This window comes from Pseudomonas sp. Q2-TVG4-2 (assembly GCF_013620795.1).
Lineage (GTDB): Bacteria > Pseudomonadota > Gammaproteobacteria > Pseudomonadales > Pseudomonadaceae > Stutzerimonas.
Genome location: NZ_LGLW01000013.1, coordinates 1 through 12,830 on the forward strand (window position 1 = coordinate 1; position 12,830 = coordinate 12,830).

11 protein-coding genes are annotated in these 12,830 nt (G+C 61.1%); 7 read left to right on the forward strand and 4 right to left on the reverse strand.

Features of this window, described 5'->3' with window-relative positions; translation table 11 throughout:
- Positions 1-221: 221 nt before the first annotated feature.
- The 3 genes from mksF to mksB form a co-directional block, all read right to left on the reverse strand.
- The gene (mksF, locus tag H3028_RS19445; protein WP_181298874.1) at positions 222-3,074 is read right to left on the reverse strand and encodes an Mks condensin complex protein MksF; all 2,853 of its coding nucleotides are present in this window, start codon (positions 3,072-3,074) and stop codon (positions 222-224) included.
- Positions 3,071-3,757: an Mks condensin complex protein MksE gene (gene mksE / locus H3028_RS19450; protein ID WP_181298875.1), complete on the reverse strand. Its 687-nt coding sequence runs from the start codon at positions 3,755-3,757 to the stop codon at positions 3,071-3,073. Before mksE ends, mksF begins: the two co-directional genes overlap by 4 nt.
- A 102-nt stretch (positions 3,758-3,859) precedes the next feature.
- Positions 3,860-5,098, reverse strand: a complete 1,239-nt coding sequence (gene mksB / locus H3028_RS19455) for an Mks condensin complex protein MksB (protein ID WP_181298876.1) — start codon at positions 5,096-5,098, stop codon at positions 3,860-3,862.
- A gap of 187 nt (positions 5,099-5,285) precedes the next feature.
- Between mksB and H3028_RS19460 the strand changes: the two genes are divergently transcribed.
- The 3 genes from H3028_RS19460 to rimI are packed head-to-tail and all read left to right on the forward strand — an operon-like array spanning position 5,286 to position 8,120.
- Positions 5,286-6,833 carry a 2-isopropylmalate synthase gene (locus H3028_RS19460; protein WP_181298877.1) on the forward strand — a complete coding sequence of 516 codons (1,548 nt, stop codon included), beginning with the start codon at positions 5,286-5,288 and terminating at the stop codon, positions 6,831-6,833.
- Positions 6,830-7,657 (forward strand): energy transducer TonB, encoded by an 828-nt coding sequence (locus tag H3028_RS19465; RefSeq protein WP_181298878.1) that lies wholly within the window; start codon positions 6,830-6,832, stop codon positions 7,655-7,657. The genes H3028_RS19460 and H3028_RS19465 overlap by 4 nt, the downstream gene beginning before the upstream one ends.
- A gap of 10 nt (positions 7,658-7,667) precedes the next feature.
- Positions 7,668-8,120 (forward strand): ribosomal protein S18-alanine N-acetyltransferase, encoded by a 453-nt coding sequence (gene rimI / locus H3028_RS19470; protein ID WP_181298879.1) that lies wholly within the window; start codon positions 7,668-7,670, stop codon positions 8,118-8,120.
- A 131-nt stretch (positions 8,121-8,251) separates the two neighbouring features.
- On the opposite strand, the gene H3028_RS19475 is transcribed toward rimI, so the two are convergent.
- Positions 8,252-8,794 carry a hypothetical protein gene (locus H3028_RS19475; protein ID WP_181298880.1) on the reverse strand — a complete coding sequence of 181 codons (543 nt, stop codon included), beginning with the start codon at positions 8,792-8,794 and terminating at the stop codon, positions 8,252-8,254.
- A 189-nt stretch (positions 8,795-8,983) separates the two neighbouring features.
- On the opposite strand from H3028_RS19475, the gene otsB reads away from it, so the two are divergent.
- From otsB to H3028_RS19495, 4 genes are all read left to right on the forward strand, one after another.
- A complete protein-coding gene (otsB, locus tag H3028_RS19480; RefSeq protein WP_181298881.1) occupies positions 8,984-9,748 on the forward strand; it encodes a trehalose-phosphatase in 765 nt (254 codons plus the stop codon).
- Positions 9,749-9,773: 25 nt separating this feature from the next.
- Positions 9,774-11,183 carry an alpha,alpha-trehalose-phosphate synthase (UDP-forming) gene (otsA, locus tag H3028_RS19485; RefSeq protein WP_181298882.1) on the forward strand — a complete coding sequence of 470 codons (1,410 nt, stop codon included), beginning with the start codon at positions 9,774-9,776 and terminating at the stop codon, positions 11,181-11,183.
- Positions 11,184-11,265: 82 nt separating this feature from the next.
- On the forward strand, positions 11,266-11,910 hold the full coding sequence (gene can, locus H3028_RS19490; RefSeq protein ID WP_181298883.1) for a carbonate dehydratase: 645 nt from the start codon (positions 11,266-11,268) through the stop codon (positions 11,908-11,910).
- The gene (locus H3028_RS19495; protein ID WP_181298884.1) at positions 11,910-12,821 is read left to right on the forward strand and encodes a DMT family transporter; all 912 of its coding nucleotides are present in this window, start codon (positions 11,910-11,912) and stop codon (positions 12,819-12,821) included. The genes can and H3028_RS19495 overlap by 1 nt, the downstream gene beginning before the upstream one ends.
- Positions 12,822-12,830: the final 9 nt, after the last annotated feature.

Genomic DNA, 12,830 nt, shown 5'->3' on the forward strand with positions numbered 1-12,830 from the left:
GTAAGAGGACCGGGGGTTTGTCTTTGCGTGGTGGAAAATCTCGTTGATGTGCTGCCTGAATGGTGCCAGCTGCACCGATCGACGGTTCTTTTCGTGAGGGCTATTTGATGGGGGCGCTCAACATGACCGGGAGCGACTTGAAGGCAGGGACAATCGCGCTGTAGGAGGGATAGCCGCGGCACTCAGCCCGCATGAGGCTGAGTACGCGCCCGCTGAATTCGTCAGCCAACGGGCTCGGCGACCGCCGCTGTTTTATTTTCCGTGGCGGTCGAACTGACATGCTCCGTCTGCTCGCGGCGCTTGATCAACTTCCAGTCCGCCTCGTCGATATAGATCCCGCTTGGGCTGCTACCACCTTCTAGGTCGATGGCCACGTGTGCCGAAACCTGCGGCTTTACCGAGGCTAAAATCGGCACGAAGCCAAGCTGCAAGCTGGTTTCGATCAGTGCCTGTTGGTTGCGCTCGTCAATATCAGCGGCTTCGTCCAGGTAGTAGGGCAGACGAATGCGACCGGCCTGCTCGCGATCCATCAGGTGCAGTAACAGATACATATTGGTCAACGCCTTGATGGTCATTGTCGTACCGTTTGATGCTGCCCCGTCGATGTCGGTGTGAATCACCGGCTGGCCGCCCACCTTGGTGATCTCGAAGGCGAGTTCGAACAGGTCTTTCAGGCCCAACTGGTTATTGTTGGCAGCCACCAGGCGCGCCAGGTACTCCTTGGCCTCCTCGTTCTTGCTGTCCTGCTCGCTGCTTTGCTGAAGATCGAATACGGAGAGCGTCTCGCCTTGCTCGTATTGCCCGGCGCTGTGGATGATTTGGTCGATATGCTTGAGCGCTTCCTTGTTCGGCGCCAGCACGATGCGAAAGCTTTCGAGGTTGGATACCTGACGCTTGTTGATCTCGCGGTTGAACAGTGCAAGCTGATGCTCAAGACTGTCGTAGTCGCTGCGGATGTTGCGCAAGGTCCGGGCGATATCGGTAACCGCTGCGCGACGCGCCTTGGCGAGGGTCAGGGCTTCGTCTTGGCGATGCGCATAGGCATTAACCAACAGCTGGAGTCGACGCTCAGGATCCTCTTCGCTGTCGAACTTGGCGACGCCCTTGAGACGCACCTGCGCGTAGAGCGCTTCGATCTGGCCATCGACCCGCTGCAATGCCTGCCAACTGTCTTGGTAGTCGTTCAGGAGCGGCTGGAGGTTGTCCAGCGAGTCGTCCACCGGGTCCATGAAGGGCGTGCCGAAGGGCAGATCCGCTGGGAGCAGCTGGCGGCGGCGCAGTGCGTCCTCTAGCGTGCGCTCCTTGGCTTCGAGATCCGCCAGCTGACGGCCCACTAGCTGCAGTTTCGCCGACAGGTGTTGCACCCGTTCGGTGAAGGCATCGCTGGTCCGCTTGAGTTCGTCCTGCGCCGCCTCGGCCTGGGCCAGCTGCTCGAGCTTACTGTCTTCTTCGGCTGAGAGCGTCTGGCAACGGCGGAAGTCCTCCAACGCTTTCTGCGCGTCCAGCACCTGCTGGTAGAGTTGTTCGGCCTGCGCCTTGCTCGCGGCGCGGTCGACCGCCACCGAATGCTGGGCCTTGAGTTGTTTCAGCTCACGCTCCAACCGATCTTTCTGGTCACGCAGCGCGGCGCGATCGGCCAGCGCCTGAAGAGCGGGTGGTTCGATGTGTGAAAGGTCGATGGAGAGGCCGGGCGCCTCAAACCGCTCGCCCTTGAAACCGTCGAGCACCGCTTCGAGCGATTTGACCCAAGTATCGCCATCGTCCACCGCAATACCTTTCTCACCCAGCGGCAGGCTGAACAGCTGGCCGTTAAACAGCCGCATCAGGCGATCAACGTCGGCTTGGGAGAACTCTTCGCGCAGCCGCGAATAGCTGTTGTTGTCCGCATGGTCTAATTGCTGCCGGACCGACTTGAGACGTTTCTCCAGATCCCGCAGGCGCTCGTCGAGGTCTTCACTTGAGAACTGACGCGATTGCGATAGCGCGCCGGCCAGTTCATCGTGGGCGTCCTTGGCTGCGAGCAATTGTTGCTCGAGCACCTGGGCATCGTCGACCAGCGCAAAGCGATTCTTCAGGGCCGATAGCTCGCCCAGCCAGCGTTGAATCTCGCTGATCTCACGCTCCAGGCGCATCAGTTCGGCGGTGCCGCCACGTTGTTCATTCTGCAGGCCGTCCTGCTCGCGGCGATAGTGTTCGGCCTGGATAACCAACTCTTCCTTGCGCGCGCCGGCATAGTCCTGCCAGGCGCCGAGCAGCGAGTCGAGCAGGGGCGACAGGCGATGCAGCTTACCGCGTAACAGTTCACGCTGAGCCACTCCGGCGGCAAGGGCTTCGACCAACGGGCCGGCCGCAACCAAAGCTTGATAGTCCTGCTCCATGCGGCGTACGTCGCGAAAGGCTTCTTCGGTGGCGGCGATGTAGTCGACGCTGCCCGAGCGCAGGCTGTGCTCGAACGCATCGAGGAATAGTTGCTTAAGTTTGGCCGCGGTGATTTCGCGCATGTGCAGCAGGTTGATGAACAGTGCGCGGAAGGTCTTCAGGCTCTGTTCGCTGGTCGAGCGCAGCGGGATCAGCGTCATGTCCAGCGGTATCGCGGTATGGCCGCCTACCAGCAGCCGGCGAAGCTCGTCCGGCTTGGCTTCGTACGCCTTGATGCCGGCGCGTTCCAGATTGGCGAATAACTCGCGCTGACGCAGGCAAGTGCCGTTCTGCTGATAGTGGTCCAGGTCCAATGAGCCCTGGTAAACGAAAAATTGATGGCCAAAGCCGCCACCCGGCCCCCGACCAGCGACGCCAATCACGTGCGGGCCATGGGGCAGGGCTACTTCGACAAGGATGTAGCTGGTGTCGCTGGCAAAATAGAACTTGCGCGACTGTTCCAGGCTGTACTTGCCGAAGCTCATATCCGACATGCGCGCCAGAATGGGAAACTGCAACGCGTTGATCGATGCCGATTTTCCGAGGTTGTTGGCACCATAGACCGACAGCGGTGTTTCCAGCGGGAAGATGCCGAGGCTGTAGCCGGCAGTGTTCAGCAGGGCAAAGCGGCGGATGCCGTAGCGTTCCTGGCTCATGCTTCATGCTCCTTGTCTTCGGCGATGGCACGCGCCAGGGCAACGTCTTCGGTTTCGTCCGGGTCACGGTGGAGGAGGATGATATCGTCCTCTTCCTCCTCGGCGATTAGCTGAGGGGCCGGCAGCGGTAGGTCACTGCTGTGCAGGTTCGCCGCGAGATCGCGGTCCTGCTGGACCGACAAGCAGACGTCTAGAAACCGATGCATGGGAGGCAGGAATCGGTAGATGCCGTTGCTGTCTTCGGCGAAGCCCAGCTGGGTCAGGCGGCGGATGACCCGTTCTTCCAGTTCGTCTTGGGTCGTCACCTCGGCCTGCAGAAACAGGTCCCGGTACTTCTCCAGCAATGACGGCAGTTCGTCCCGGCCCAGGGTCCCGCCGTCGAGTACCGCGAGCGGATCGCGGCCCTGATCAGCCAGATGCTCGACCAAGATGAAGGTGAACAGCGCCAGTCTCTGGGCGGTCTTGTTGACCTGCGCGCCCATCTGCTCGGGTACGAAGTAATAAAACCCGCGCGGATCGCACACCAGTTCGAAACCGAGCGCCCTGAACAGCGCTCGGTACTGGTCCTGCATGTTTGATAGCTGGGCGTAACATTCCGGCTCGCTGCGGGACAGGTGATAGCCCTTGAACAGCTCGCGAAAGATCGGCGCCAGCTGGGTCATTTCTTTCAGATCAATGTTCATACGCAATGCTCACGGCAATCATCGTGTGAAAACCGCGAAGCGCTTTCCACAAAAAGGAATTCGAGTCGGGACGGGCAGGGCGCTGCCCATCCAAAGCGAAGCTCAACCATTGGTATTAACCAACAGGGCGAAAGAGCTGAGGCTGACCTGGTGCTCTCGCGTCAGGTATTCGCGTCGCTCAAGGCGGTCACGCTGGAAACGGGAGTCGCGGGACAGGCGCGAGAACCAGTAGAGCAACTCATCAGTCGCACCCTCCGGCTCCTGCTCCAGCAGCCATTGCATCAAATCAGGCAGCGGCAGCGCCTCTTCACAACGAGTGAGCATTTCACGCGCCGTCAGCGGTGAACGCGTCGCATCGGTCTTGCGCTTGCCAGCACGTGGGAACTGCGCCGGCTTGGGCTCGAAGCGAGCCAGTGCGTAGACGTAGGCTTCAACCTGGCTGGCCGAGCCGAGAAAGGTGCTCTGCGGTCGGGTGAACAGTGGCAGCGAGGCCTGAGGCACGGCGTCGAGTCCCTTCTTGCGGATGGCCGACAAGGCCAGCGCGGCGCCGCGCGTTACCGCGTTATGACGTCGTGCTTCCTCTCGCAGCGGTAGCAACAGCTCGCGCGCGTGCCGCAGGGTGAGCTGGGCGGTGCTCTGCATTTCAAGGATGCGCGCATGGGTGCGCAGTAAAAGGTCGTCATCGACCAGTTGGCCGAGTCGCTGCTGCTCGCCGAGCAGCTTCATCAGGACCTGCTCGACGCGGTAAACGCCTTGTTCGAACGCGCCATCCGCCGCGACCAGCTGAATCATCGGCTCGACGTATTCGTCCCAGGTCGCCAGCACTTCCGCATAACGCTGCCGTAGCGGAATCTGTCGATCGCTGGTCTTGGCGCGATCGGCCACGCCGATCAGTGCCTGTTCGTCATTGGCGAGCTTTTTCAGCACGTCGCGCACACGCATGTCGAGCAGGCGTAGTTGGCGTGCAAGGTCCTGGCCGTCGCGGATCTCGAAGGCGTCCTGAATATGCCCGGCGAGTCGTTCCAGATGCCGCAGGTAGGCTTCGATTTCCAGGCACAGGCCGAGCCGATGTTCGCGGCGCAGGTAGGCTAGAAAGTCATGGATCTGTGCGTTCAGCTCGAAGCGATTCGGGCTTTTCGCCACCGGCACCAGAATATCCAGGCGGATCCACTGATCGAGCAGGGCGGTGATGTCGGTAGGCGTGCCGTCCGGTAATTGTGCGGCGAGCTGATGACGAAGTTCGACCAGGCTCAAGGTGCCGGCATCGAAGCGCTCGCACAGCGGCTCGAGCAACGTCCAGTGTTCGGCGAGGGCACGCAGTACGCGCTTGGGTTCGATCATCTGAATCGGTTCTGTCAGCTGCAAAATAATCGGCAATTGTACTGCCTGCCCCCTCTGCAAATCAGCCCAAACCGATCGTTGGAGTGACGCGATGAGGTGCTCGGCCTTCCCGCTTTGCTGGTTTCCGGCCACAATTCACACTTGAGGCGCCACCTGAGTCCGCACGGCTGGCCAAGAGGAGTTCGACATGAGCAGCAACGACCGCGTCATCATCTTCGACACCACCCTGCGAGACGGCGAACAGAGCCCCGGGGCCTCCATGACCGGTGAAGAAAAGCTGCGCATTGCCAAGGCTCTCGAACGGCTGAAGGTGGACGTGATCGAAGCGGGCTTCGCCATTGCCAGTCCGGGCGATTTCGCCGCCGTCAAAGCGGTAGCGGACAACATCAAGGACAGCACCGTGTGCAGCCTGGCCCGTGCCGTCGACGCCGATATCGAGCGCGCGGCCGAGGCGCTGGCCGGCGCCAATTCCGGGCGCATCCACACCTTCATTGCCACCAGCCCGATCCACATGCAATACAAGCTGCGGATGCAGCCGGAACAGGTGGTCGAACAGGCGGTGCGCGCGGTCACCAAAGCCCGCAACCTTTGCGCCGACGTTGAGTTTTCCTGCGAGGATGCCGGCCGCTCCGAAATCGATTTCCTCTGCCGCATCATCGAAGCGGCCATCGATGCAGGTGCCCGCACGATCAACATCCCGGACACGGTCGGCTACGCCATTCCGCATCAATACGCTGACATGATCCGCCAATTGATCGAGCGCATTCCTAACGCCGACAAGGCGGTGTTCTCGGTGCACTGCCACAATGACCTGGGCCTGGCCGTGGCCAACTCGCTGGCCGCCGTTGTCGCAGGTGCGCGACAGGTCGAGTGCACCATCAACGGCCTGGGCGAGCGTGCCGGCAATGCCGCGCTGGAAGAAATCGTCATGGCGATTAAGACCCGTCAGGACCTGCTGGACGTTCACACCCGCATCGAAACCGAACACATCCTCAGCGCTTCGCGTCTGGTTTCAGGTATCACCGGCTTTCCGGTGCAGCCGAACAAGGCCATCGTCGGCGCCAACGCCTTTGCTCATGAATCTGGCATCCACCAGGACGGTGTGCTCAAGCACCGCGAAACTTACGAAATCATGTCCGCGCAATCAGTGGGCTGGAATGCCAATAAGATGGTCATGGGCAAGCACTCAGGTCGCGCGGCTTTCCGCTCGCGGCTTGAGGAGCTGGGCATCGTCCTGCTTGGCGAGGGTGAGCTGAACGCCGCCTTTGCCCGCTTCAAGGAGCTGGCCGATAAGAAGCACGAGATTTTCGATGAAGATCTGCAGGCGCTGGTCTCCGATACCCTTGCTGAAGACGTTCAGGAGCATTTCAAGTTGGTCACGCTGGAGGTGGCTAGCAAGACCGGCGAAGTGCCGGACGCTAAGCTCGTCCTGAGCGTTGACGGGAACGAGCAATCTGCCTCGGGGCAGGGCTCGGGTCCGGTCGATGCGACTTTCAAGGCCATCGAATCCGTGGCCAATTCTGGCGCCACGCTGCAGCTCTATTCGGTCAACGCCATCACCAAGGGCACCGATTCGCAGGGCGAGGTCACGGTGCGGTTGGAGAAGGGCGGGCGTATCGTCAACGGCAACGGTGCTGACACCGACATCGTCGTAGCGTCAGCCAAGGCCTATCTGAATGCGTTGAATCTCATGCAGGTTGGCGCCAAAGCTCATCCACAGGTGGCCGGGGTTTGATTACCGAAAGCCGGCGGCGGGCCTTCCTCGACGCCATGCAGATAGCCACGTGGCTGCCGCGAGCCGAGCTGCCGTTTGCCGCGCCGTCGCGGCCGGGGCTGTTGCAGTTCGTCAAGCCCGAGTCGGCACCTGCATCAGTCGTCGAGCTCGATCAGGCACCTGCGCAGCCGGCCCCATCGATGCCGCCGGCTATAACTGCTTCACCAGCGGCTGCGGCGAGCCCGGCGGCAGATGCGGTTCGCGCGGTCATGCCACGCATTGTTATGCCCGAGCCGAAAAAAACCGCCACGAAAGCCCGTGATGTCGAATCGTCAGCGGCTGAGCAGAAGGTCACCGTGCCGCCGCCGCGATTCGCCCTGCAATTGCTGCGCGCGGGCAATTGCCTGCTCTTGGTGGAGTTGCCCACCGGCGAGTCATTTCAGAGCCGCGACCCCGCGTACCTGCTCCTCAAGGATATGCTTCGCGCCGCGAAGCTGCCGGACAAGCCTCAACAGGTCGGGGATGGCGAGCCGATCCGCTGGCCGCTTTTGCACCGCGGCAGCCTCGAGCAGGGCGCCGAAGCCGCGCGGGATTATGTACAAGGTGTCGTGGCTGCCGAGCTGGAGGGAACGGGGTGTGCCTGTGTATGGCTAGTCGGCTTGCCGGCGCTGCGTTTTGCCGGGGAAGTGGAGGAGGACGCCTGCTACCGCGAGCTGCATATCGAAGGCATCGGGCATGCCCTGGCGATGCCCGGGCTCGAGCAGCTGATGGAGCAACCAGACAGCAAGGTCGCATTATGGAAAGCGATGCGTCGCAGCATGTCGCGCTGGGTTACCGGTTTATGAGTAGTGCTTCATGAGTGATGCAGTCAACTTTCGCCCCATGACAGCGGCGGATATCGAAACAGTCCTTAAAATCGAATACGCCGCCTTCAGTCATCCCTGGACCTGCGGTATTTTCACCGACGCCCTGACTGCCTACGAATGCTGGGTCATGTTCGAAGGCGAGCAGCAGGTCGGCCATGGTGTGATCAATGTGATCATCGATGAGGCTCACCTGCTGAACATCACGGTCAAGCCTCAGAGCCAGGGGCGCGGGCTGGGATTGCGCCTGCTCGAGCATTTGATGCAGAGGGCAGCCGAGCGGGGTGGTCGTGAGTGCTTCCTCGAAGTGCGCGCCAGCAACACCTCGGCCTATCGACTGTACGAGCGCTACGGCTTCAACGAAGTTGGCCGTCGGCGCGCCTATTATCCGTCTGCCGATGGGCGTGAAGATGCGCTGGTAATGGCCTGTACCCTGCTGGACTGACTTGCGGGTGGCAACGCTACGATATTCCTCGTCGCGATTGCTGCGTAGTGGCGCTTTATATTCAGCGAGTAACCAGGGCGGGCGTTGACGGGTTTCGCTGCGCTCACCCGTCATACGGCCTGACGCCCGGGTTAACGGCCCGGCGCCTTGTCCCGCCCGGAATCCAGCGGCGCGTCGCCTTCGAGCTCGTTGTCATCCATTACGTTGTCCTTCTCGTGCAGCACGGCATCGCCGCCACCGAGCCCGGTGTCCGAATCGCCTTTGGCCGGACCATCCCACGGCTTGCCGTCCAACGGGTCATAGCGAGCCTCTTCCGCCTCGTCGAGGTCCACGTCAGCGCCGATACGATGCTCGGAAACCTCGCTCAGATCCTGATCGGCCGGACCGCCGTGGCCGCGCTCGCGTGGCGAGCGTGAGCCGTCCTCCTGAATCAACGTTTCCGGCGCCAAATCGTCCATGGTGGTGTCGCCGTCTGGCACTTCACCCGTGGTCATGCCGGCCTCGGCGACCCGTTCCGGTGGGAACTTATCCTCGACCTCCTCGGCCGGTACCTCGTCACCGATACGGCCCTTTCGGTCGTCGCGATGTTGGTCGAAATCGAGCTGCTCCATCGAACCCATGCGGTCTTCGGTGTCGTCGATTTCCGTAGGCGTATAAGGCTTGCGATCGTTCATGACAACCTCCTGCTTGAACTACGGTCTTGCAGGTTGTGACCCGGCGTCGATGCGAAGATTCAGGCTGACTGCTGGCCGGTTCGGGCTTTATGAACCAAGCTGCATGAATCCGGCTGTTAGCGCCTAAGCGCTTGTGTTGGTGCAAAAAAAAGCGCGAACCACAGCCGACCATTTGGAGTCTCACGGAGCATGAACGAACCTAATGACCGACCCGGACGAGAGGTCCGGCGCTGCGCTTTTTTCTTCGATGTCGACGGCACCCTGGCCGAGATACAGCCTCGTCCCGAGCTTGTTTCCATCCCGCCTCGCTCGTTGGTGGCGCTAGAGCACCTGCATCTGAGCGAAATTCCCGTAGCGGTCATCTCCGGACGGCCACTCAGCCAGCTCGATGCACTGCTCTCACCATTGCGCCTGCCGGCAGCCGGCGTGCACGGGGCCGAGCGCCGCACTGCCGAAGGCAAGATGCAGAACCTGGTCCTCGACGGTGGCGTTTTTCATGCCATCGAGCAGGAGCTCAAGCAGGCCTGCGCCCAGCATCCCGGCTTGTCGTTGGAAAACAAGACCGTCGCGTTCGCCCTACATTTTCGCCTGGCCCCCGAACTGGAGGACACCGCCCGAGTGTTGGCTGAGGGCTTCGTCGAGCGCTACGGCGACGTGTTGGCACTGCAGCCGGGCAAGTGCGTGTTCGAACTCAAACCGCGCGGTGCCAGCAAGGGCGAGGTGATTCGCACCTTCATGCAGGAGGCGCCCTTCAAGGGTCGGACGCCTGTGTTTGTCGGCGACGATCTGACCGACGAGGCGGGCTTCAGAGTGGTCAACGAGCTGGGCGGGCTTACCATCAAAGTCGGCGCAGGCCCGACCGAGGCCAAGCAGCGTCTGGACTCGGTAGCCGCCGTCGGGACCTGGCTCGATAGCCTGCTCAGCGCCTTGTCAGAGCAGCCAGAAAACCAATAAAACCAGACTGAAGCGAGAACGACCCATGAGCCGACTAGTAGTGGTTTCCAACCGAGTAGCGCCGATCAAGGCGGGCAAGGTCGCTGCTGGCGGGCTGGCAGTTGGTGTTTATGATGCGCTGCGCCAGGCGGGGGGCATCTGGTTTGGCTGGAGCGGCGACGTAGGCAGCGCCCCGCAAACCGACACCGAGACCGTCGGCAACATCACCTACGTGACCCTTGGGCTGACCAAGCAGGATTACGACCAGTATTACCGCGGCTTTTCAAACGCTACGCTGTGGCCGATCTTTCATTACCGCATTGATCTGGCCCGCTACAACCGTCAGGAATACGAAGGCTATCGGCGCGTCAATGCCATGCTGGCGGAGAAGCTCAAGCCGCTGCTCAAACCCGACGACATCATCTGGATTCACGATTACCACCTGATTCCGTTTGCCGAAGCCTGTCGTCAGCTGGGCATCCGCAACCGTATCGGCTTCTTCTTGCACATCCCGTTTCCGCCGCCGGAAATCCTCACGGTGATCCCGCCCCATAACGAACTGCTCAAGACGCTTTGCTTCTACGACCTCATCGGGTTTCAAACCGAAACCGACCGGCTGGCTTTTCAGGACTACATGACCCGCGAGGTGCGCGGCATTCTTGAGTCCGACGGCAGCCTGACCGCCTACGGACAGAATTTCCGGGCTGGGGTCTATCCAATCGGCGTGGTGCCGGATGAGATTCAAGACCTGGCCGAATCCTATAAAACCCGCCGCAAGCCTATGCGGCGTACCACCGATGTGGCACGCAAAAAAATCATCAGCGTCGATCGGCTGGATTATTCCAAGGGGCTGTTGGAGCGCTTCAAGGCATACGAGGCTTTTCTCGAACGCTATCCGGAACACCGACGTGCCGTTGAGTTCGTGCAGATCGCACCCACCTCCCGCTCTGATGTAAAAACCTACCAGCACATCCGCCAGCAGCTGGAAAGCGCGGCGGGGCACATCAATGGTTGGCTCTCAGACCTTGATTGGACGCCACTGCACTACCTCAACAAGAGCCATGATCGGCGTGTACTGATGGGGCTCTTCCGCAGTGCCGATATCGGCTTCGTCACGCCGCTGCGCGACGGCATGAACCTCGTCGCCAAGGAATACGTCGCCTCGCAGGATCCCGAAGACCCGGGCGTATTGGTGCTGTCGCGCTTTGCGGGCGCCGCCCGCGAGTTGACCTCGGCATTGATCGTCAACCCTTATGATTGCATTGGCATGGCCGAGGCCCTCGACCGAGCGCTGCGTATGTCCCTCACCGAACGCAAGGATCGCTACGAGCACATGATGCGGGCGATTCGCGCCGCGGACCTCGACGCCTGGCGCGACAATTTTCTACGTGATCTGCGCGCGTTTTCTTCCCGGCCCAGGGCCGATGTGCAGTCGAACCCGCTGTTTACCGTCTAAGCTGTGACGTCCCGGTCCGCACACTTGTCAAAACGCAGACCGATTCGTAACGTGCGTGTCGGAATGCAAGGCCAGAACAGATATGAACGATCTTGATCAGCTATTCGAGAACAATGCGCGCTGGGCAAAAGCCATCAACGAGGAAGACCCGACCTTCTTCGCCAAGCTGGCCAAGCAACAGGCACCGGAATATCTCTGGATCGGCTGCTCCGATGCACGAGTCCCGGCCAACGAGATCGTTGGCATGCTGCCAGGGGATCTGTTCGTTCACCGCAACGTTGCCAACGTCGTGTTGCATACCGATCTGAATTGCTTGTCGGTCATCCAGTACGCAGTCGACGTGCTCAAGGTGAAACATATCTTGGTCACTGGGCATTACGGCTGCGGTGGCGTAAGAGCCTCCATGCGCGACGACCAGCTCGGCCTGATCGATGGCTGGCTGCGCACCATTCGCGACTTGTATTACAAGCACCGGGACCATATCGCCAGCTTCCCGACCGAGGAAGCGCAGGTGGACCGCCTGTGCGAGCTCAACGTTGTCCAGCAGGTGGCCAATGTCAGCCATACCAGCATCGTCCAGAATGCCTGGCACCGAGGCCAGGCGCTGGCCGTGCACGGATGCATCTATGGCATCAAGGACGGCATCTGGAAAAACCTGAACGTCACCATCAGCAGTCCCGAACAATTGCCTGCGCAATACCGCCTTCGGCCGTACCGACCGGTCTGATGGCCAGCCGCCAAGGATGGGCCTACGCCGGCCTGCTGCTCGCTGTGCTCTGCTGGAGCGGTAATGCACTGGTGGCACGTGCTTTTCACGAGGCAATCCCGCCGCTGACCTTGTCGTTCTGGCGCTGGGTGTTGGCGACCTGTCTGTTACTGCCTTTCGTCGCGCGTTCGATCTGGGCCCACCGCGCAACCCTGCGCGCCGCAAGCTGGCGCCTGCTGATCATCGCCGCGCTTGGTATCAGCAGTTATAACTCGCTGCTTTACTCTGCGGCGCAGAGTACCGAAGCCATCAACCTTACCCTGGTCAACACCTGCCTGCCGCTGTTCACCTTTATCGGCGGCGGGCTGTTGCTAGGTGAATGGCCCGCACGGCGCGCCTGGTTCGGCATGGCGATCGCCGCGGGCGGTCTGATCTATCTCATCAGTCGCGGCAGTTGGGTGGTTTTCAGCAGCTTGTCTTTCCAGACGGGCGATTTGATCATGCTCGGGGCGGTAGTGGTTTGGGCGCTGTATTCCCTGCTTTTACGGCGCTGGGGCAGCTTTTTGCAGGTTCCACCGCTGACGCTACTGGGTGTGCTGATGCTGATCGGCACGCCGCTGATTCTGCCGTTCTACCTGTTCGAACTGAGCCAGGTCGGTGGCTTCACGCCAACCCTGACCAATCTTACCGCCATCGCCTACACCGCCATCTTCGCCTCGCTGGTGGCCTATCTCTCGTGGAACCACGGCGTTAAAACGGTCGGCGCGGCGAAAGCGGCCATGGCGACCTATCTGATGCCGGTCTTTACCGCGATGCTCGGCTGGCTGGTGCTGGGCGAGGGGCTGCGGACGTTCCACTGGGTGGGCGGTGGGCTGATCTTCACCGGGCTGCTGCTGGCAACCCGACCTGCTGCGCGTAGCGCAGTCCGCTAACGCCAAGCC

Excerpts from the sequence above, each read along its gene's own strand:
- mksF (WP_181298874.1), bottom strand. The coding sequence starts at position 3,074 with ATGAGCCAGGAACGCTACGGCATCCGCCGCTTTGCCCTGCTGAACACT.
- mksE (WP_181298875.1), bottom strand. The coding sequence starts at position 3,757 with ATGAACATTGATCTGAAAGAAATGACCCAGCTGGCGCCGATCTTTCGC.
- mksB (WP_181298876.1), bottom strand. The coding sequence starts at position 5,098 with ATGATCGAACCCAAGCGCGTACTGCGTGCCCTCGCCGAACACTGGACG.
- H3028_RS19460 (WP_181298877.1), top strand. The coding sequence starts at position 5,286 with ATGAGCAGCAACGACCGCGTCATCATCTTCGACACCACCCTGCGAGAC.
- rimI (WP_181298879.1), top strand. The coding sequence starts at position 7,668 with ATGAGTGATGCAGTCAACTTTCGCCCCATGACAGCGGCGGATATCGAA.
- H3028_RS19475 (WP_181298880.1), bottom strand. The coding sequence starts at position 8,794 with ATGAACGATCGCAAGCCTTATACGCCTACGGAAATCGACGACACCGAA.
- otsB (WP_181298881.1), top strand. The coding sequence starts at position 8,984 with ATGAACGAACCTAATGACCGACCCGGACGAGAGGTCCGGCGCTGCGCT.
- otsA (WP_181298882.1), top strand. The coding sequence starts at position 9,774 with ATGAGCCGACTAGTAGTGGTTTCCAACCGAGTAGCGCCGATCAAGGCG.
- can (WP_181298883.1), top strand. The coding sequence starts at position 11,266 with ATGAACGATCTTGATCAGCTATTCGAGAACAATGCGCGCTGGGCAAAA.
- H3028_RS19495 (WP_181298884.1), top strand. The coding sequence starts at position 11,910 with ATGGCCAGCCGCCAAGGATGGGCCTACGCCGGCCTGCTGCTCGCTGTG.